The 18,186-nt window shown below is 67.9% G+C and carries 13 protein-coding genes; 8 read left to right on the forward strand and 5 right to left on the reverse strand.

Annotated features, from left to right (window positions below; all coding sequences use genetic code 11):
• The first annotated feature begins 184 nt into the window (after positions 1 to 184).
• Positions 185 to 1,939, forward strand: coding sequence for a cation:proton antiporter domain-containing protein (locus AB4Z00_RS04130; RefSeq protein WP_132264705.1), 1,755 nt, complete (start codon positions 185 to 187; stop codon positions 1,937 to 1,939).
• A gap of 61 nt (positions 1,940 to 2,000) precedes the next feature.
• On the opposite strand, the gene AB4Z00_RS04135 is transcribed toward AB4Z00_RS04130, so the two are convergent.
• Complete coding sequence (locus tag AB4Z00_RS04135; protein WP_132264703.1) at positions 2,001 to 2,456, reverse strand: Lrp/AsnC family transcriptional regulator; 456 nt, start codon at positions 2,454 to 2,456, stop codon at positions 2,001 to 2,003.
• A gap of 136 nt (positions 2,457 to 2,592) precedes the next feature.
• Here AB4Z00_RS04135 and ald point away from each other — a divergent pair, with 136 nt between their 5' ends.
• The gene (ald, locus tag AB4Z00_RS04140; RefSeq protein ID WP_134094687.1) at positions 2,593 to 3,708 is read left to right on the forward strand and encodes an alanine dehydrogenase; all 1,116 of its coding nucleotides are present in this window, start codon (positions 2,593 to 2,595) and stop codon (positions 3,706 to 3,708) included.
• Positions 3,709 to 3,802: 94 nt separating this feature from the next.
• On the opposite strand, the gene AB4Z00_RS04145 is transcribed toward ald, so the two are convergent.
• Complete coding sequence (locus tag AB4Z00_RS04145; RefSeq protein ID WP_132264699.1) at positions 3,803 to 4,207, reverse strand: acyl-CoA thioesterase; 405 nt, start codon at positions 4,205 to 4,207, stop codon at positions 3,803 to 3,805.
• Complete coding sequence (locus AB4Z00_RS04150) at positions 4,204 to 6,309, reverse strand: S9 family peptidase (protein ID WP_442045027.1); 2,106 nt, start codon at positions 6,307 to 6,309, stop codon at positions 4,204 to 4,206. The genes AB4Z00_RS04145 and AB4Z00_RS04150 overlap by 4 nt, the downstream gene beginning before the upstream one ends.
• 42 nt (positions 6,310 to 6,351) lie before the next feature.
• Here AB4Z00_RS04150 and AB4Z00_RS04155 point away from each other — a divergent pair, with 42 nt between their 5' ends.
• From AB4Z00_RS04155 to AB4Z00_RS04175, 5 genes are all read left to right on the forward strand, one after another.
• A complete protein-coding gene (locus AB4Z00_RS04155) occupies positions 6,352 to 8,187 on the forward strand; it encodes an aminopeptidase P family protein (RefSeq protein ID WP_442045028.1) in 1,836 nt (611 codons plus the stop codon).
• Between the two features lie 82 nt (positions 8,188 to 8,269).
• On the forward strand, positions 8,270 to 8,671 hold the full coding sequence (locus AB4Z00_RS04160; protein WP_431566813.1) for a cupin: 402 nt from the start codon (positions 8,270 to 8,272) through the stop codon (positions 8,669 to 8,671).
• Positions 8,672 to 8,868: 197 nt separating this feature from the next.
• Positions 8,869 to 9,657 carry an EF-hand domain-containing protein gene (locus tag AB4Z00_RS04165; RefSeq protein WP_442045029.1) on the forward strand — a complete coding sequence of 263 codons (789 nt, stop codon included), beginning with the start codon at positions 8,869 to 8,871 and terminating at the stop codon, positions 9,655 to 9,657.
• A 41-nt stretch (positions 9,658 to 9,698) separates the two neighbouring features.
• The gene (locus AB4Z00_RS04170; protein ID WP_314465037.1) at positions 9,699 to 10,433 is read left to right on the forward strand and encodes a response regulator; all 735 of its coding nucleotides are present in this window, start codon (positions 9,699 to 9,701) and stop codon (positions 10,431 to 10,433) included.
• Between the two features lie 14 nt (positions 10,434 to 10,447).
• Positions 10,448 to 11,878: an ATP-binding protein gene (locus tag AB4Z00_RS04175; protein WP_314465040.1), complete on the forward strand. Its 1,431-nt coding sequence runs from the start codon at positions 10,448 to 10,450 to the stop codon at positions 11,876 to 11,878.
• A gap of 51 nt (positions 11,879 to 11,929) precedes the next feature.
• On the opposite strand, the gene AB4Z00_RS04180 is transcribed toward AB4Z00_RS04175, so the two are convergent.
• Entirely contained in the window at positions 11,930 to 14,614 is a 2,685-nt protein-coding gene (locus AB4Z00_RS04180) for a M1 family metallopeptidase (RefSeq protein ID WP_442045030.1), read from the reverse strand.
• Between the two features lie 4 nt (positions 14,615 to 14,618).
• On the reverse strand, positions 14,619 to 16,217 hold the full coding sequence (locus AB4Z00_RS04185; protein WP_134094692.1) for a helicase HerA-like domain-containing protein: 1,599 nt from the start codon (positions 16,215 to 16,217) through the stop codon (positions 14,619 to 14,621).
• Between the two features lie 149 nt (positions 16,218 to 16,366).
• Here AB4Z00_RS04185 and pabB point away from each other — a divergent pair, with 149 nt between their 5' ends.
• On the forward strand, positions 16,367 to 18,184 hold the full coding sequence (gene pabB / locus AB4Z00_RS04190) for an aminodeoxychorismate synthase component I (RefSeq protein WP_442045031.1): 1,818 nt from the start codon (positions 16,367 to 16,369) through the stop codon (positions 18,182 to 18,184).
• Positions 18,185 to 18,186 lie beyond the last annotated feature (2 nt).

Raw genomic sequence — 18,186 nt, forward strand, 5'->3', positions numbered from 1 at the left:
AGGCCCGGCCCCCGATCGGCCCGCCCCCCGATCGGCGCGCCCGGTCCGACGCGGCCCGGTTCAGCCCCACTTGGATCGTTTGGCCTTTTCTGGCCCCTCCCTTCGTCTAGGGTTCCGCACCGCAGCGTGACGCCCTAAGAAGACCGTCCGCACGCAATTTTCGCTTCCCGCCCGAAAGGCCCCGATGGAAGATCATACCCAGGCATTCCTCCTGCGCGACGGCTTCCTGCTGCTCGGCACGGCGCTTGCCTTCGTCCTGCTGTTCCGCCGCCTCGGCCTGGGTGCGACCTTGGGCTACCTGCTCGCAGGCGCCATCCTCGGGCCTTACGCGCTGGGCCTGGTCGGCGATCCGGAGAACAAGCTGGGCATTGCCGAGCTGGGCATCACCCTGCTGCTGTTCATCGTCGGCCTGGAACTGGCGCCGCGGCGGCTCTGGCGGATGCGCAACGAGATCTTCGGCCTCGGCTTCCTGCAAGTGACGCTCTGCGGCCTCGCGGTCTCTGCGGTGATCTATTATTCCGCCGGGTTCAGCCTGGCCGCCTCGCTGGCGCTGGGGCTGCCGCTGGGGCTGTCCTCGACCGCGCAGGTCCTGCCGATGCTTCAGAGCGCCGGGCGCCTGAACACGCCTTTCGGCGAACGCTCCTTCGCAATCCTGCTGTTCCAGGACCTGTCGATCATCCCGCTGATCACGATCATCGCGGCGATGAACCGCAACCCGCATTTGCCTGAAGGCCCTCCGGGCTGGATCCTGGTGCTGGAGACCCTGGCCGCCATCGCCGGCCTGATCCTGGCCGGGCGCTTCGTGATCCGCCCGCTGTTCCGCCTGATCGGCAATCTCGGCGAGCGCGAGATGTTCGTCTTCGCCGCGCTGTTCACCGTGATCGCCTCTGCCGCGCTGATGCAGTCGCTCGGCCTTTCGACCGCGCTGGGTGCCTTCATCGCCGGCGTCATGCTCGCCGATACGCCTTACCGCCACGAGCTGGAGGCCGACGTCGAGCCGTTCCGCTCGATCCTGCTCGGCCTGTTCTTCATGTCGGTCGGCATGATGCTGGACCTTTCCGCCATTGCCGAGCGCCCGCTGTTCGTCGCCACCATGGCGCTGGCCCTGATCGCGGTGAAGGCTTCGGTGATCTTCGGGCTGGGCCTGCTGTTCCGCATGAACTGGCGCAGTGCGCTGGCGCTCGGCCTGCTGCTGAGCCAGGGCGGCGAGTTCGGCTTCGTGCTTTTCGCGCAGGCGCAGAGCGCCTGGCTGATCGAGCCGCGCGCCGCCAGCCTGTTCAGCGCCATCGTCACCCTGTCGATGGTCACCACCCCGTTCCTGATGATGGCCACCGCGCGCATCCGCGAAATGCCGACCAGCAAGGAAACCCGCGAAGGGCCCCGCAAGGACGGCGCCAAGGCCCTACTGGTGGGTTACGGCCGCTTCGGCCAGACCGTGGCGCAAGTGCTGATCGCCGCCGAAATCCAGGTGACGCTGATCGATACCGACATCGAGATGATCGACGTCGCCAGCGGTTTCGGCGCGAAAGTCTGGTTCGGGGACGGCACCCGCATCGACCTGTTGCGGCAGGCCGGCGCCGGCGGCGCGCAGATGATCGTGTTCTGCATCGACGGCGACCAGCTCTCGGACAGCTTCCTCCAGAACGTCCACGAGGCTTTCCCCGATGCCCGCATCCTCGCCCGTGTCTATGACCGCCGCGCGATGATCCGGCTGATGGATGCCCCCGTCACCTTCATGGTCCGCGAAGTGATGGAATCGGCTGTCGCCCTGGCCCGCGAGGCGCTGGACGACCTTGGCCTCTCCATCGAGCAGATCGACAATGCCGAGGAAACCTATCGCGCCAGCGACCGGGAGCGCTTGTCGATCCAGCACGAGACCGGCGACTTACGCGCCGCGCGCGACCGCATCCTGACCCAGGACCTGCGCGACGCGCATTGACGCTGGCGGGCGGCATCCCTCCGGGAAGCGCCCCTTCGGGTGACGCCTTGCCCGCGGGCGCTCACGGCACCGAATAGCCCTCGAACCGCTTGATCCGGCGCAGGGCGAAGCTTGTCCGCATCGACGATACCCCCGGCAGCCGCGCCAGGCAGTCGCGGTGGATGCGGTCGTAGTGATCGAGGTCCGAGGCCGCGACGCGCAGCTGATAATCCGCCGCGCCCGACATCAGGTGGCATTCGAGGATATCGTCGAAGTCTCCCACCGCCCGCTCGAAACGCTCCATGGCCTCGCGGCTCTGGCTGGTCAGCGTGATCTCGACGAAGACTTCCATCGACAGGCCCAGCCGCCGGGCATCCACCCGCGCGGCATAGCCCAGGATCAGGCCCTGCTCCTCCAGGGCACGGATGCGCCGGTGGCAGGCGGAGGACGACAGGTTCACCAGAGCCGCCAGTTCGGCGATCGAGCGCGAGGAATCCGCCTGCAACGCTTCGAGGAGTGCGCGGTCTGCCCGGTCCATGGAAAATTCTCTTGTCGTTTGTTTCAGGACTGGGAAATATTCCTGCCTCGCTTTCTGACAAGCCCCAATTCGGTGAAACATTGCAGAGGCCCGGGTGTATCTCATCGGCAGGAGAGTTTTTCGCGGAGTCGATAATATGCGTGTCGGTACGGTCAGGGAAATCAAGAACCACGAATATCGCGTCGGCCTGACGCCGGAGAGTGCCCGCGAACTCGTGACTCACGGGCACGAAGTCTGGGTGGAAAGCGGTGCCGGCCAGGGCATCGGCGCCAGCGACGCCGACTATACCCGCCAGGGCGCCAAGATCGTGGCGACCGCGCGGGAGATCTTCGAAGGCTGCGAGATGGTCGTGAAGGTCAAGGAACCGCAGGCGGGCGAACGCGCCATGTTGCGGGAAGGCCAGATCCTCTACACGTACCTGCACCTCGCCCCCGACCCCGAGCAGACGGCCGACCTGGTGAAGTCCGGCGTCACCGCCATCGCCTATGAAACCGTGACCGGCCCCGGCGGGCAGCTTCCGCTGCTCAAGCCGATGAGCCAGGTGGCCGGGCGGATGTCGATCCAGGCCGGCGCCACCGCGCTGGAGAAGGCCCATGGCGGGCGCGGCGTGCTGCTGGGCGGCGTACCGGGCGTGATGCCGGGCAAAGTCGCAGTGATCGGCGGCGGCGTGGTCGGCTTCAACGCCGCGCAGATGGCCGTGGGCCTCGGCGCCGACGTCACCATCCTCGACCGCAGCCCCGACGTACTCGAGCGGCTGGGCATCTATTTCGAGGCCCGCGCCAAGACCCGCTTCGCCAGCACCGCCAACCTGGCGGAAAGCGTGGCCGATGCCGACCTCGTGATCGGCGCGGTGCTGATCCCCGGCGCGGCCGCTCCCAAGCTGGTGACCCGCGACATGCTCGGCACGATGAAGCCGGGCGCCGTGCTGGTGGACGTCGCCATCGACCAGGGCGGCTGCTTCGAAACCAGCCATGCCACCACCCATGCCGAGCCGACTTTCGTGGTCGACGGCATCGTCCACTACTGCGTGGCCAACATGCCGGGCGCCGTGGCCCGCACCAGCACTTACGCGCTGAACAACGTCACCCTGCCCCACGCCTTGGCGATCGCCAACCTCGGCTGGAAGGCCGCGCTACAGGCCGATCCTTACCTGGCCGAGGGCCTCAACGTCCACGCCGGAAAAGTGACCTTCGAGGCCGTGGCGACCGAGCTGGGGTACGACTACGTGCCGGTGAGCGACGTTCTGGGCTGATGATCTGGCGGCTCTCGTCCCGGCCTTGTCCCGGGACGAGGGCTGCCCGAGCTTCCGGGAACATACCAAGGGTTGCGCGGAAAGTTGCGCTGGGTCAGTCAGACCCGTCCCAGAAGGGCGCCGCGACCTCGGGAGGCACGCGCATGAGGCGTTCGGAGGCGATGTCGATCATGGCCCAGGTCGTCCGGGCGGAAACGAGCACTTTGCCCGTTTCATTGCGGAAATCCACGCGGCGCACGAAGCGCGCGCCGCTCGGACCTTCGGGAATGAAGGTCTCTCCCGTCACGCTTTCGCCCTCGCGGATATTGCCGCGATAATCGATCTCGTGCCGGGTCACGACCCAGGCGTAGAGCGCCTGGTGCTCGGGCGGGGCCACCGCTTCCCAGTGCGCGGTGGCCATGGCCTCCATCCATTGCACCCAGACCGCATTGTTGACGTGGCCCATGACGTCGATGTCATGGGCCTGCGCCGTGAATGTCCGGGTGAAGGGCGGCTTCACTCGGAAACGCCGAGCTGCCAGAGGATGAACGCGAACTCCTCCGCGGTTTCCTTCAGGCTCTCGAACCGGCCGGACTTGCCGCCGTGGCCCGCACCCATGTTGGTCTTGAGGATCAGTTCGTTGCCGTCCGTCTTCAATTCGCGCAGACGGGCGACCCACTTGGCGGGCTCCCAATACGTCACGCGGGGATCGTTGAGCCCGGCCGTCACCATCAGCGGCGGATAGGCCTGGGCCTTGACCTGATCGTAGGGCGAGTAGCTGCGGATAAGCTCGAAGGCCGCGCGGTCCTCGATGGGATTGCCCCATTCCGGCCATTCGCCCGGGGTCAGCGGCAATGTATCGTCGAGCATGGTGCTCAGCACGTCCACGAAAGGCACATGCGCCACCACCGCGCCGAACAGGTCGGGATCGGAATTGATGACCGCGCCCATCAGTTCGCCGCCCGCCGAGCCGCCCGAGATCGAGATCTTGCCCGCCTCGGTGAAGCCGCGCTCGATCAGGCCCTTGGCCACATCGACGAAGTCGTTGAACGTATTGGCCCGTTTCTCCAGCTTGCCGGCCTTGTACCAGGCGCGGCCCAGATCGTCGCCGCCGCGGATATGGGCAATGGCATAAGCGAACCCACGGTCGACGAGGCTGAGGCGCGCCGTCGAGAATCCCGGATCGATGGAGATACCGTAGGCGCCGTAGCCGTAGAGATGCAGCGGCCCGGCACTCGTGCGGTCGCGGCGATAGACGACCGAGACCGGGATCGCCGTGCCGTCGCGCGCGGTCACTTCCAGCCGCTCGGTGGCATAGAGCGAGGCGTCGTAGCCCGAAGGGATTTCCTGGACCTTCAGCAGCTCCAGCGTGCGGTCCTTCACGTCGTAGTCGTAGACCGACGAGGGGCTGACCATCGATTCGTACGTCACCCGCAGCACGTCCATGTGCCATTCGGGATTGTTGGAAAGCCCGGCCGAGTAGCTGGCCTCGGGGAAGACGATCGGCTCGACGCGGGAGGAATCGTCGTAGTAGCGCAGCTCGATCTGGTCGAGCCCGGCCCCGCGCCCGGCCGTCTTCCGGCCTTCGACCACGTAGAAGTCGCGGAACAGGTCCACGCCGGTGAGGTAGAAGGCATCGGCCCCCTCGATCAGCGTCCTCCACTCGCCGGGATTATCCAGCGGCGCGGTGGCGAGGCGGAAGTTCTCGTGGCTGTCGTTGGTATGGATGTAGAGCACGCCCTCGCGCTCATCCACGTCGTATTCCACGCCCTTGACGCGCGGCTTGACCAGGATCTGCGGGCCCAGCGGATCGTCGGCAAGGACCATGCGGCATTCGCTGGTCTCGTGATCGCTGGCGCCGATCAGCAGCCACTTCTCGTTGGAGGAGAGCGAGGAACCGACGCGGAAACCCTCGTCATCCTCGTGATAGAGTTCGACATCGCTTTCCAGCGGCTGCCCCAGCCAGTGCAGGCGGGCATTGTCGGTACGCCACTGCTCGTTGGCCAGCGAGTAGACGAGGCCCTTGTCCTGCGCCACCCAGACCAGCGCCGAGAGCGTGCCGGGGATTTCGTCAGGCAGGAGTTCGCCGGTCTCCAGGTTCTTGATCCGCGCGGTGAAGCGCTCCGAACCGTTGTCGTCATAGGCATAGGCCAGCAGCTTGCCGTTGGCGCTGGTGGAGATCGCGCCGAGGTTGAAGTATTCCTTGCCCTCGGCCAGGGCCACTTCGTCCAGGATCAGCTCGTCGGCGCTGCCGTCTTCGCTGGCGCCCACGGGGCGGCGCCACCACTTCTTGTATTCGGCGCCTTCCTCGAATTCGATCCAGTAGAGGAAATCGCCGTCCTTCTGCGGCACCGACTTGTCGGCTTCCTTGATGYGCGCGCGCATTTCCTTGAACAGCGCGTCGATCTGCCCCTGGCGGCCTTCCATGCGCGACTCGAACCAGCGGTTTTCCGCTTCGAGATGGTCCAGCACCGCCTTGTCGGTGACCTCGGGATAACCCGCGTCACGCAGCCAGGCGTAGTCGTCTTCCACGCTCAGGCCGTGGTGAGTGAAGGAATGCGGCTTCTTCGCCGCCTGTGGAGGACCTGCAAGGGCCTGGGTGGAATCTGCCATTGCCTCCATCTATGTTGCACACATGACCCCCGCAAGCCGGATACCCACCTCATGTTGATGAATACCCACGAAGCGCGGCTCGATGCCTTGCGCCAGGAACTCAAGTCGCGCGGCCTCGACGGCTTCGTAATCCCCATTTCCGACGAGCATATGAGCGAATACGTCGGCGCCTATGCGCAGCGCCTCGCCTGGCTCACCGGCTTCGGCGGCTCGGCCGGAACGGCCGTGGTGCTTACCGATCCCACGCTTTCTCCCGCCGCCGCCATGTTCGTGGACGGGCGCTATACCCTCCAGGTGCGCGAGCAGGTGGACGGCAAGGCCTATGCCTATGAAAGCGTGCCGCAGACCAGCGCCGCCCGCTGGCTTGGCGAGAATGCGCCCAAGGGTGCGAAGATCGGCTACGACGCCTGGCTTCACGGCTCCAAATGGGTGGAAGCCGCCCAGGCCGCGCTTTCGCACAAGGGCGGCACGCTCGTGGCGGTGGACGGCAACCCGATCGATGCCGTCTGGCAGGACCAGCCCGCCCCCTCGCCCGCTGCGGCGATCGTCCATGACGATGCCTTCGCCGGCGAATCGAGCAAGGCCAAGCGCGCCGCCGTCTCCGAATGGCTGACCGCGCGCGGTCTCGATGCGACCGTGATCTCGGCGCTCGATTCCATTGCCTGGCTGCTCAACTTGCGCGGCACGGACGTGGAGCGGACCCCCGTGGCGCTCTCCTACGTCGTCGCCCATGCCGACGGCACGGCCGATCTCTACATCGCCGAGGAAAAGGTGACGGCCGAACTGCGCCAGCACCTTGGCAATGCGGTTCGCATCCAGCCGCGCGATGCCTTCGTCGCGGGCCTCGGCAAACTGGCGGGCAAGCGCGTCTCGGTCGATCCCGACAATGCCGTGGCCGCCGTGTTCGAGACACTGCGCGCCGCCGGCGCCGCGATCGTCGAGGAACGCGATCCCACGATCCTGCCCAAGGCTGTGAAGAACCCGGTCGAGCAGCAGGGCCACCGCAAGGCCCAGGCCATCGACGGGGTGGCCGTCACGCGCTTCCTGCACTGGCTCTCGGTCGAAGGCCCCAAGGGCGAAGTGACCGAGATGAGCGCTTCGGACCGTCTCCACGCCTTCCGCCAGGAATGCGGCGATCTTCGCGACCTCTCGTTCGACACGATCTCCGGCGCCGGGCCCAACGCGGCCAGCCCGCACTACCGCGTCTCGGACGAATCGAGCCTGACCCTGGCGCCGGAAAGCGTCTACCTCGTCGATTCGGGCGGGCAGTACCCTTGCGGCACCACCGACATCACCCGCACCGTGTGGATCGGCAGTCCGGAAAATGAGAGCGGCGCCCCGCCGGCCGAAGTGAAGGACCGCTTCACCCGCGTGCTCAAGGGCCATATCGCCATCGACCGCGCGGTCTTCCCCAAGGGCACCAACGGCGGCCAGCTCGACGCGCTGGCACGTCAGTTCCTCTGGGCCGTCGGGCTCGACTACGCCCATGGCACCGGCCACGGCGTGGGCAGTTTCCTCTCGGTTCACGAAGGACCGCAGCGCATCGGCAAGCCGGCGGGCGGCCAGGCCGGCACATCCCAGGAACTGCTCGCGGGTATGATCCTCAGCGACGAGCCGGGCTACTACAAGGCCGGCGAATACGGCATTCGCATCGAGAACCTGATCCTCGTCGAACCGCGCCAGTTCGCCGGAGCGGACGGCGAATACTTTGGCTTCGAGACGCTGACCCTGGTGCCGATCGACCGCCGCCTCGTCGACCTTTCGCTGCTTACCGCGGAGGAAGTGGCCTGGTGGAATGCCTACCATGCCAAGGTGCTCCAGGTGATCGGCCCGCAAGTCGAGGGCGAAGTGAAGCACTGGCTCGACGCGCAGTGCCGCCCGTTCTGAGCGCGCGGCTTCCGATGTTGTGAGCCTGCGGGCTCAGGCGTAACCTCCTCCCGGAAACAGGCTGGCCGGGAGGAGTCGCCCGATGACGGACGCAGTGCACGATCTCAGGACCCATCCGGTCCATCTCGGCCTCGGCGCGGTGGCCAGGGCGCAGCCCGCTTTCACCGGCATGGAATGGTACGCCGGCTATATCGAGCGGAATGCCGCCGACGGGGCCGAGGGCCGCCTCGTCTCGATGTACGATTTCGACGAAAGCTGGGACAGCTGGGAAATGCACCCCGCCGGCGACGAACTCGTGGTCTGCCTGGGCGGGGCGATCACGCTGCACCAGGAACTGGCGGACGGCACGGCGCGCACCGTGTCGCTCCAGCCCGGCGAATATGCCATCAACCCGCCCGGCGCCTGGCATACCGCCGATGTCGACGGCCGGGCGACGGCGCTGTTCGTGACGGCGGGGATGGGAACGCAGCACCGGCCGCGATGAGACGGCGCAAGGCTTGCCTCCGCATGAATAGAGTGCCAAGCCTGTGACAATTGGCGACAATAAAGCCGCAAGGCGGCACAACTGCGCGACAAGCGGTCGTTAGACGGGATCTCAGAAAGCCGCGGGGCTGTTCTTCCCCCTCCCTTCCCCGTCCCCCGGCTTTCGCCCTATTCGCCCGAAGAAAGAGAGCCCAGAGGATGAACCGCTTCAGCAAGATCGCCGTAGGCATCTCCGCCGCTGCGCTGGCCGTTGCCGGGGTGGCCTGTGCCCAATCTCCGGCCCAATCTCCTGCCGGCCCGCAGCGCGACCATCCCGAAACGCGCGCCGAAGCCCAGAGCCGGGCGGAGGAAATGTTCGCGCGTCTCGACGTGAACAAGGACGGCAAGCTCGACCGCGCAGACCGCGAGGCCCGCCGCCAGCAGATGCGCGAAGCCGCGTTCGACCGTCTCGACACCAACAAGGACGGATCGATCTCCAAGGCCGAATTCATGGCCGATCGCGGACCGCGCGGTGACGGCGACCGACCTGATGGTAATCGGCCCGATGGTGACCGGCCCCATGGTGACCGACCCAATGGTGACCGACTGGCCGACATGCCCCCACCGCCCCCCGGCGCGGAAGGCGCAATGCCGCCGCCTCCCGGTAGCCCCGACATGGCCGGCCCCACGGGGCGCCCCGGAAAGGATCGCCATGGCCGCCACGACGGTCCGCGCGGCGGCATGAAGGGTCCGATGATGGGCTTCGGCAAGGCGGACGCCGATGGCGATCGCTCCGTGACCCGCGCCGAATTCGTCGCGGCCGCCCTCCAGCGCTTCGATGCCGCGGACACCAACAAGGACGGCAAGGTCACCCCTGAGGAACGCCGCGCCGCGCATGACAAGATGCGTGCCGAGTGGCAGGCCCGCAAGGGCGAGCGTGGGGAGGCCCGGCGCGGCCGGGGCGATACCCCGCCGCCGCCCCCGGCCCCTGCACCCGCGACGAAGTAACCCGAGACCCCGCCCGCGCGACCGGACGGAAAAGGATTGGAATGAACGACATCTCGCCCGCCCGCATCCTGCTGGTCGACGACGAAGCTGCACTCCGCGAGCCCCTGGCCGACTACCTGTCGCGCCAGGGGTTTGCCGTCACCCCGGCCACGAGTGCAGCCGAAGCCCGCAGCAAGCTGCGCGACGACAGGCCCGATCTCGTCCTGCTCGACATCATGATGCCGGGCGAGGACGGCCTCTCGCTCTGCCGCCACTTCGTGGAAGCGCAGGACATTCCGGTGATCTTCCTCACCGCGCGCGGCGAGGCGACCGACCGGATCGTCGGGCTGGAGATCGGCGCCGACGATTACGTCGTGAAGCCTTTCGAGCCCCGCGAACTGGTCGCCCGCATCCGCTCCGTCCTGCGCCGCGCCGCCCGCATGCCTGCGCAGGCGCCGGAGAACGAGGCCTTCGCTTTCGAAGGCTGGCTGCTCGATCCGCTCAAGCGCCGCCTTTCCGATGCCGAAGGCGCGACCGTGCCAATTTCCTCGGTCGAGTTCCGCCTGCTCATGGCCTTCCTCGAACACCCGCGCCAGGTGCTCAACCGCGACCGGCTGCTCGACATGGTGCAGGGCCGCGAAGCGCATCTGTTCGACCGCGCGGTGGATAACCAGGTCAGCCGCCTGCGCCGCAAGATCGAGGTCGATTCGCGCAACCCGCAGCTGATCCAGACCGTGTGGGGCGGCGGCTACATGCTGGCCACGGACGTCCGGCGCGTGCCGCTGGACGTGGACTGAGCGGAACCCGCAAGATGTCGAGCCTGAAGATGCCGCGTCCCCACAGCCTGATGGGCCAGATGCTGCTGGCAGTGGCCGTCGCGCTGATGCTCGTGCAGGGCCTGGGCGCGTTCCTGGTCTATCGCGCCCAGCGCGAGGGCTACGAGGCGAGCATGCTCAATGCCTCCGCGTTCCGCCTCATCATGGAAACGCGCGGCCCCCGCGCGCTGTCGCGGCGGCATGACGGGCCGCGCGTGCCGCTCTCCGGCCCGCCGCCCAAGGGCTACCATCTCGAATACAGCACGCGCTCCCCCGCCGGTCCCGGAGAAACCCGCGACCGGGAAGCGGAAGTGGGCTTGGCCAAGATCCTGGCAGACCAGGAGTTCCCGGTGCGCGACATCGTCGTGGTCCACCGCGACGTCGGCCGCGACCGCGTCGCCCGCCGCAACGCGCTGGATCGCGCCGCCAATTACGGCCTCGCGCGTGAGGAAATCGACCGCATCATGCGGGCCAACCTGCTGGTGGTCGGCGTGCGCACGGAAGAAAACGGCAGCTGGATCATCTCGCGGGTGCGCGCGCCGAGGCCGGAAAACGTCCTGCTGACGCCGGTGCTGGTCCAGACGATCATCATCTACATCGTCGTCATGGCCGCCGTGGCGCTGATCCTGCGCCGCATCACCCGGCCGCTCGCCGCCCTGACGCGCCGCCTCGAACGCTTCGCCGCCACGCAGGACGTGGAGGGCCAGTTGGCCCCTTCCGGGCCGGAGGACATGCAGCGCCTCATCATCGCCCACAACGCGATGGAATCGCGCATCGCCGCCCTGCTGGACGAGAAGAACGTCATGCTGGGCGCCATTGGCCACGATCTCAAGACCCCGCTGGCGGCACTGCGCGTCCGCATCGAATCGGTGACGGACGACGTCGAGCGCGGCCGCATGGCAGCCACCATCGAGGACATCGTCCACACCCTGGACGACATCCTGTCCCTCGCCCGCGTCGGCCGACCCAGCGATCCGCTCGAACGCACCGAACTCTCCGCGCTGATGTTCTCGGTGATCGAGGAATACGAGGACATGGGCGAGCCGGTCGAAGTGGGAGACACCGCGCGGATGGCGCTGGAACTGCGTCCCACCTGGATCCGCCGCGCCTTGCGCAACCTCATCGGCAATGCGCTGCGCTACGGCGAACGCGCCCGCGTCTCGCTCTCCCGCGCGGAGGGCCGCGCCGTCATCCTGATCGAGGACGATGGCCCCGGCATTCCCGACGATGCGATCGCGGACATGATGAACCCCTTCACCCGCGGCGACCCATCGCGCAACAGCGCCACGGGCGGCGCCGGGCTCGGCCTCGCGCTCGCCCGCGCGATTGCCGACCAGCACGGCGGCGCCTTGGTTCTGTCCAACCGGCTCTCGGCAAGCGGCGCCGTCGAAGGCCTGACCGCTCGGCTGGAGCTGCCTCTGGGCTGACGTTCGCGGCGCAGTCGGTTAATTCCAGACAGCGGACGGCGCTTCGGGCCGTCATTTCAGCTTGGCGAACTCGGCGTCGATCTGAGCGCCCAGCATGTCGTCGAGCAAACCGCAATTGCGCACGCGCTCGATCGCGCGGTCGAGTTCGAGGGCTCCGGGCGTTCCCGCCAGCCGCGCCTTGAAGTCGCGCGCGATCCGGGTGGCCCGGTCCACCGAGCAGAACCGCCCGAGCATCTGCGGCAGGCGCCGGACCAGGAACGGCCCATCGCTGCCGTCCAGCAGCCCGTCCAGATGCGCGAGCGCCCAATCGTAACCCAGTTCGCGCGTGGCGCTGCGCGCCATCACGCCGTCCAGAAGGTCGCGTCTTTCGCTTTCGCGCAGACGCGGGTCGTCCATGGCGAGCAGCCAGGCCGCGAGCTTGGCATCTCCGGTGCGGGAGGCGGCCGCCAGCGCCGCGGGCCGGAACACCGGGTCTTCCGAGGCGAGCGCCCGGTCCACCAGATCCCGCGCCGCTTCGGCAGGCCGCCGATAGAGGTAGAGATCGAGCGCATGGTCCAGCCAGGCAGGGTCGAGCACGGCATGGTCACCGGCCAGATAGGCCGCCATGGCATCGGCGAGCTGGTCGCGCAGGCGCGCGCCGCGCCCGGTGTTGAGCAGGGCGGCCACCACTTGCACGCGGCGCTGGGTCCGCGCCGGCGCCTCGTGGGCATAGGCCCCGAGGCGAGGGTCGAAGCCGAGTTCCTTGAGCAGCGGCGCATAGAGCCGCTCGCGCAAGAGACCGAAGCTGCGCCGCGCCGGAGTGCCGACGAAGCCTTCCATCATGTAGCGGGCCAATGCCTTGTCCGGCGCATCGGCGGCGTGAGGGTCCGGATGGCGGATCAGCTTGCGGGCCAGCCCCGCCATTTCCGCCACGTTGCCGCGCCCGGCCCGGATCGAGGCATCGAGCGAATCGACAAGCGCCAGGGCCTCGCCGCCGGGCAGGCGGTCGGCCTCGGCGATCAGCGCCTTCCAGTGGTTGGCGGTGAGTTCGAAGCGATAGTAGCCGCTGCCTCCGGCATTGGGGAACACCGGCCCTTCTCCGGGCACCGAGAAGGCCTGCGTGCCCTGGTCCATGATCGTGCACAGGCGCTGGGGCCCGCGGTGAAAGCAGAGCGGGATCGTCCAGCGCGCCTCGGGCGGCGCCACACCGGCCGTGGTATAACGAAGCTGCGTCACCGTGACCCGGTCACCGGCCTGGCGCATGGCGAGCAGCGGCACGCCCTGCTGCTCCACGAAACTGCGCATGGCCGGCACCAGGCGAGGGTCTCCGGCCACGTCGGCCAGGGCGGCAAAGAAATCGGCGCTGGTGGCGCTACCCTGCCGGTGCGCGTCGATGTAGCGGCGCACGCCCTGGCGGAAGCGCTCCTCTCCCAGCCACTGCGCAATCATGCCCACGACATGACCGCCTTTCCCGTAAGTGATCGAATCGAAAGCGGAATCGATCCGCTCGCTGGTTTCGATGGGCTGGCGGATCGGCCTGCCGGCGAGCAGGCCGTCGATGTCCATCGCCTGATACCCGGTGCGCAGTGCATCGCCCGCAATGCCAAGGTCCGGCCGCCACTGCTCGCCCACGCGGTAGCCGATCCAGTTGGCGAAGCTCTCGTTGAGCCAGAGATCGTCCCACCAGTCCGGCGTGACGAGATCGCCGAACCACTGGTGGCCGAGTTCGTGCGCCACGATCATGCCGAACTGCCGCTGCTGCTCCACCGGCGCGTTCTCGTCCATGACAAGGATGTCGTCGCGGTAGAGGTCGGCGCCGGGGTTCTCCATGGCGCCGGGCAGGATCGGGCTGGTCACCTGGTCGAGCTTCGGGAAGGGAAAGCGCTCTCCGAAATAGTCCTCCAGCAGGGTGACGATGCGCTTGCTGCCCTCCAGCGCGAAGGCGAGGTTTGCCGCGTTCTGGCGGGTGGAGACGATCCGCAGCGGCAAGGGTTCTGCCCGCTGGGGCGAAGGCGGCACTTCGCCGGACACGCTGGCGAACGGCCCGGCCATGATCGCCACCAGATAGGTCGGCAGCGGCGGGCCGGGGGCGAAGCGGTGAACGGCCAGGCCATTCTCGATCACCGCGGTACCCACTTCAGGGCCATTGCTGATCGCCATGAGGCCGGGCGGGGTGCGCAAGGTGACGGCGAAAGGCGTCTTGAAGCCCGGTTGGTCGAAACCGGGAAATACGGCGCGCGCGTCGATCGACTGGAACTGGCTCCAGGCATACCACGCGCCTTCCACTTCCACCCGGAACAGACCGGCGGGGCCCTGACCGAACGCCGCCGAATAGTCGAAGGAAAGCGTGAGCCGGCCGGGGGGGAGCGGCTCGTCGAAACGCACTTCGGCCAGCCCGTTCGCATCGAGCTGGCGCCAGTGCGCCGAGACACCGCGCGCGCCGATCCGCGCTTCCGCACGCGTGACATCGAGATCGCGGCCATGAAGATAGATCCGCGAGGTTCCGGCGGCCAATGTCAGGTCGATCTCGACATGGCCGGAAAACCGCGGCTTCGCGGGATCGAGCGTCATGTCCAGCCGATAGGCCAGGGGCCTGACGGAATCGTCGAGGCGGCCGAAGGGAAGGTCCGGTCTTTCCGCCGAGACGAGGATGCCGGACGCTTCCGCGACCGGCCCCGATGCCGCATCCTGCGCGCGCGCCGCCCCGGGCGCTGCCAGCAGCGCGGCAAACACGACCGGGCGGAGACCGACCCTCATCGGGTCAGCGCATCAGGCCCCCGATAAGGTTGCGGGCGAAGCGGCCCAGCCCCGGGAAGCCGATGGCCTTGCCGAAGGCGTCGCCCACGGTGCCGGCGGCCGCGCTGGCGGCCGAGGCCTTGGGATCCGCGCGGCTCTTCTTGCCCTGCATCGACTGCGCCAGGATCGACCCCGCGCTGGCAGCCGCCGCGCCGGCCGCCGCCTTGGCGACCTTGCCGCCCAGCCCGTCCCACAAGCTGGGGTTCTTGCGCTCCTGCCGGCCGACTTCCTCCTTGCCCTTTTCCGCCACTTCCTGGGCCGTCGCCGCAGCGTCGGCGGCCTTGGCGGCAAGCACTTCCTCGGCGCTTTCGCGGTTTACGGGGCTGTCGTACTTGCCCTCGAAAGGACTGATCGACTGGATGATCGCCCGCTCCTTGGGCTCGATCGGCCCCAGTCGCGAGCGTGGCGGCGCGATCAGAGTGCGTTGGACCACGGTGGGGGCGCCCTCCTCGTCGAGCGTGGAGACCAGCGCCTCGCCCACTTTCAGCTCGGTGATCGCCGTTTCCACGTCGAGCGCGGGATTGATGCGGAACGTATCGGCCGCCGCCTTGATCGCCCGCTTGTCGCGCGGGGTGAAGGCCCGCAGCGCATGCTGCACGCGGTTGCCGAGCTGTCCGGCAATGTCCTCGGGAATGTCGATGGGATTCTGCGTCACGAAGTAGACGCCCACGCCCTTCGAACGGACGAGGCGCACCACTTGCTCCACTTTGTCCTGAAGCGCCTTGGGCGCATCGTCGAACAGCAGGTGGGCCTCGTCGAAGAAGAACACCAGCCGGGGCTTTTCGGGATCGCCCACTTCGGGCAGCACTTCGAACAGCTCGGACAACAGCCATAGCAGGAAGGTGGCGTAGAGCTTGGGGCTGCGCATCAGCTTGTCGGCGGCGAGCACGTTGATGAAGCCGCGCCCCTTGTCGTCGCAGCGGATGAAGTCGGCGATTTCCAGCGCCGGCTCGCCGAAGAACTGCGCCGCGCCCTGGCTGTCCAGCGCCAGGACCTGTCGCTGGATCGTGCCGACGCTCGCCTTGGTGACATTGCCGTACCTGGCCGAGAGCGCCGCGGCATTTTCCGCCACATGGGCCAGCATCGCCTGGAGATCGGGCAAGTCGAGCAGCAGCAGCCCCTGCTCGTCGGCATAGCGGAAGACGACGTTGAGCACGCCTTCCTGCGTGTCGTTGAGGTCCATCAGCCGCGACAGCAGCAGCGGCCCCATTTCCGAGATCGTGGTGCGGACGGGATGGCCCTGCTCGCCGTAGATGTCCCAGAAGATCGCGGGATTGTCCGAATAGGCATAGTCCGCCATGCCGATTTCGCGCGCGCGGGTTTCCAGCACGGCGGCGTTCTTGAACTGCGGGCTCCCCGGCATCGAGATGCCCGAAAGATCGCCCTTCACGTCCGCGAGGAATACCGGCACCCCGGCTGCGGAAAACTGCTCGGCAATGGTCTGCAGGGTCACCGTCTTGCCGGTGCCGGTGGCACCCGCGATCAGCCCGTGACGGTTGGCGCGGTCCAGCCGCAACACCTGACGTTCACCATTGGCCCCGAGTCCCAGGAAAATCTCGTCCATTCACCGCTCCTTGCACCCGCCATGGTGATAGAGCGGCCTTGGCGCCAGCGCGAGAGGGATTCTGGGAACGCCCGCGCTCATCGCCCCGGCCGTCCGCGCCGCATGGGCTGGTGCGGTTCCCGAACCCTCGCTAAAGGCGCGGCAAGACCATGTCCGAAATATTCGTCCTCCTCGATGATGCCCGCCGCGAAGGCGCCGGCGACGCCCGGCTCTACCGCGCGCCGAGCGAGATCGTGATCGCCCGCAGCGCCGAAGAGGTGGTGCCGGCGCTCGCGCGGATCGAGCAGCTCGCCGCGCAAGGGCTGCCCCTGGCGGGCTACCTGGCCTACGAGGCCGGACTGGCCCTCGAACCGCGGCTGGCGGGGCGTCTGCCCGGACGCACCGGGGTGACCGGCCCGCTCGTGTGGTTCGGCGCCTTTGCCGGATACGAGACGATCGCCGCGCTGGACGTGCCGGACTGGCTCGCCCGCCATGCCCCGCCGGGCCGCGTCGGCATCGGACCGCTGGAACCGCAGATCACGACCGGCGACTATGACCGGGTCTTTTCCCGGATTCACGGCGCCATCGAGGCGGGGGACATCTATCAGGCGAACCTCACGTTCCCGCTGGCCGGTCCCTGGCATGGCGATCCGCTGGCGCTCTATGCCGCGATCCGGCCTTCCGCCGCGGCCGGCTATGGCGGCGTGGTCTGCGACGGTGCGCAGTACCTGCTGAGCTTCTCGCCCGAACTGTTCTTCGCGCTGGAAAACGGCCGGGTGACGGTGCGCCCGATGAAGGGCACCCGCCCGCGCGGCCAGGATGCGGCGCAGGACCAGGCCCTGCGCGTGGAACTCGCCGGCTCCGCAAAGGACCGGGCAGAGAACCTCATGATCCTGGATCTGATGCGCAACGACCTCTCGCGCGTTGCCGAAGCCGGCAGTGTCCGCGTGGAGGATGCCTTCGCGATCGAGAGCTATCCCACCGTCCACCAGATGGTCTCCACCGTCCGCGCCGATCTGGCGGAGGGCAAGGGCGCCGTCGATATCCTGCGGGCGCTGTTTCCCTGCGGCTCGATCACCGGCGCACCGAAGATCCGCGCCATGGAACTGATCGCCGAAGGGGAATCCCATGCCCGCGGCCCCTATTGCGGCTCGATCGGCCGGATCGATCCTACTGGCGATGCCGCCTTCAATGTGGCAATTCGCACTCTGCATCTAACGGGGCGCCTGGCGCCGGGCGAGAACGGGGCCGGCCGTGCGGTCCTCGGCGTCGGCTCGGCCGTGGTCGCCGATTCAAAAGCGCTTCCCGAATGGCGGGAATGCCTGGTCAAAGGGGGTTTCGTGAGAGAGTCGGCAGGGGCATCCTCGCCCGCCAGTTTCGACCTGATCGAGACGATGTGCTTCACGCCCGAAAAGGGCATCCCGCTGCTCGAACATCATCTCGAGCGGATTCGCGGCAGTGCCGAGACGCTGGGCTTCAGCTTCGATCGCCATGCGGTGCGCAATGCCATCCAGGCACTCTGCTTCGATGCGGAAAGCCCCTCGAAGCTGCGCCTCGTCGCCTCGCGCAGCGGCGCCTATGCGCTGGAGCTGTCCGAACTGCCGCAGCCGATGGGCGAGCCGGTCAGCGTGGGTGTGCTGCGCCTGCYGGTGGACAGCGGCGACTGGCGCCTGCGCCACAAGACCAGCGACCGCGGCTTCTATGAGGCGGGCCTGGCCGCCGCCAAGGCCGCCGGCGCACAGGAAGCGCTGTTCCTGCGGGATGACGGGCTGGTTACCGAGGGCACCTTCACCAATCTCTTCGTCGAACGCGATGGCCGGCTGCTGACGCCGCCGCTGGCTCTGGGCCTGCTCGCCGGCGTGCTGCGCCGCTCGCTGATCGAGGAAGACCGCGCGGTGGAAGCCGAACTGACTTTGAACGATCTGGCGGAAGGCTTCTTCATCGGCAATTCCCTGCGCGGGCTGCTTCCCGCGCGGCTGCTGGCGTGACG

The sequence above is a fragment of the Novosphingobium sp. YAF33 genome, from assembly GCF_052113265.1.
Lineage (GTDB): Bacteria > Pseudomonadota > Alphaproteobacteria > Sphingomonadales > Sphingomonadaceae > Novosphingobium.

Coding starts and splice junctions, on each gene's coding strand:
- AB4Z00_RS04165 (WP_442045029.1), top strand. CDS start 8,869: ATGAACCGCTTCAGCAAGATCGCCGTAGGCATCTCCGCCGCTGCGCTG.
- AB4Z00_RS04185 (WP_134094692.1), bottom strand. CDS start 16,217: ATGGACGAGATTTTCCTGGGACTCGGGGCCAATGGTGAACGTCAGGTG.
- AB4Z00_RS04160 (WP_431566813.1), top strand. CDS start 8,270: ATGACGGACGCAGTGCACGATCTCAGGACCCATCCGGTCCATCTCGGC.
- AB4Z00_RS04155 (WP_442045028.1), top strand. CDS start 6,352: ATGTTGATGAATACCCACGAAGCGCGGCTCGATGCCTTGCGCCAGGAA.
- AB4Z00_RS04135 (WP_132264703.1), bottom strand. CDS start 2,456: ATGGACCGGGCAGACCGCGCACTCCTCGAAGCGTTGCAGGCGGATTCC.
- AB4Z00_RS04170 (WP_314465037.1), top strand. CDS start 9,699: ATGAACGACATCTCGCCCGCCCGCATCCTGCTGGTCGACGACGAAGCT.
- AB4Z00_RS04180 (WP_442045030.1), bottom strand. CDS start 14,614: ATGAGGGTCGGTCTCCGCCCGGTCGTGTTTGCCGCGCTGCTGGCAGCG.
- ald (WP_134094687.1), top strand. CDS start 2,593: ATGCGTGTCGGTACGGTCAGGGAAATCAAGAACCACGAATATCGCGTC.
- AB4Z00_RS04175 (WP_314465040.1), top strand. CDS start 10,448: ATGTCGAGCCTGAAGATGCCGCGTCCCCACAGCCTGATGGGCCAGATG.
- AB4Z00_RS04130 (WP_132264705.1), top strand. CDS start 185: ATGGAAGATCATACCCAGGCATTCCTCCTGCGCGACGGCTTCCTGCTG.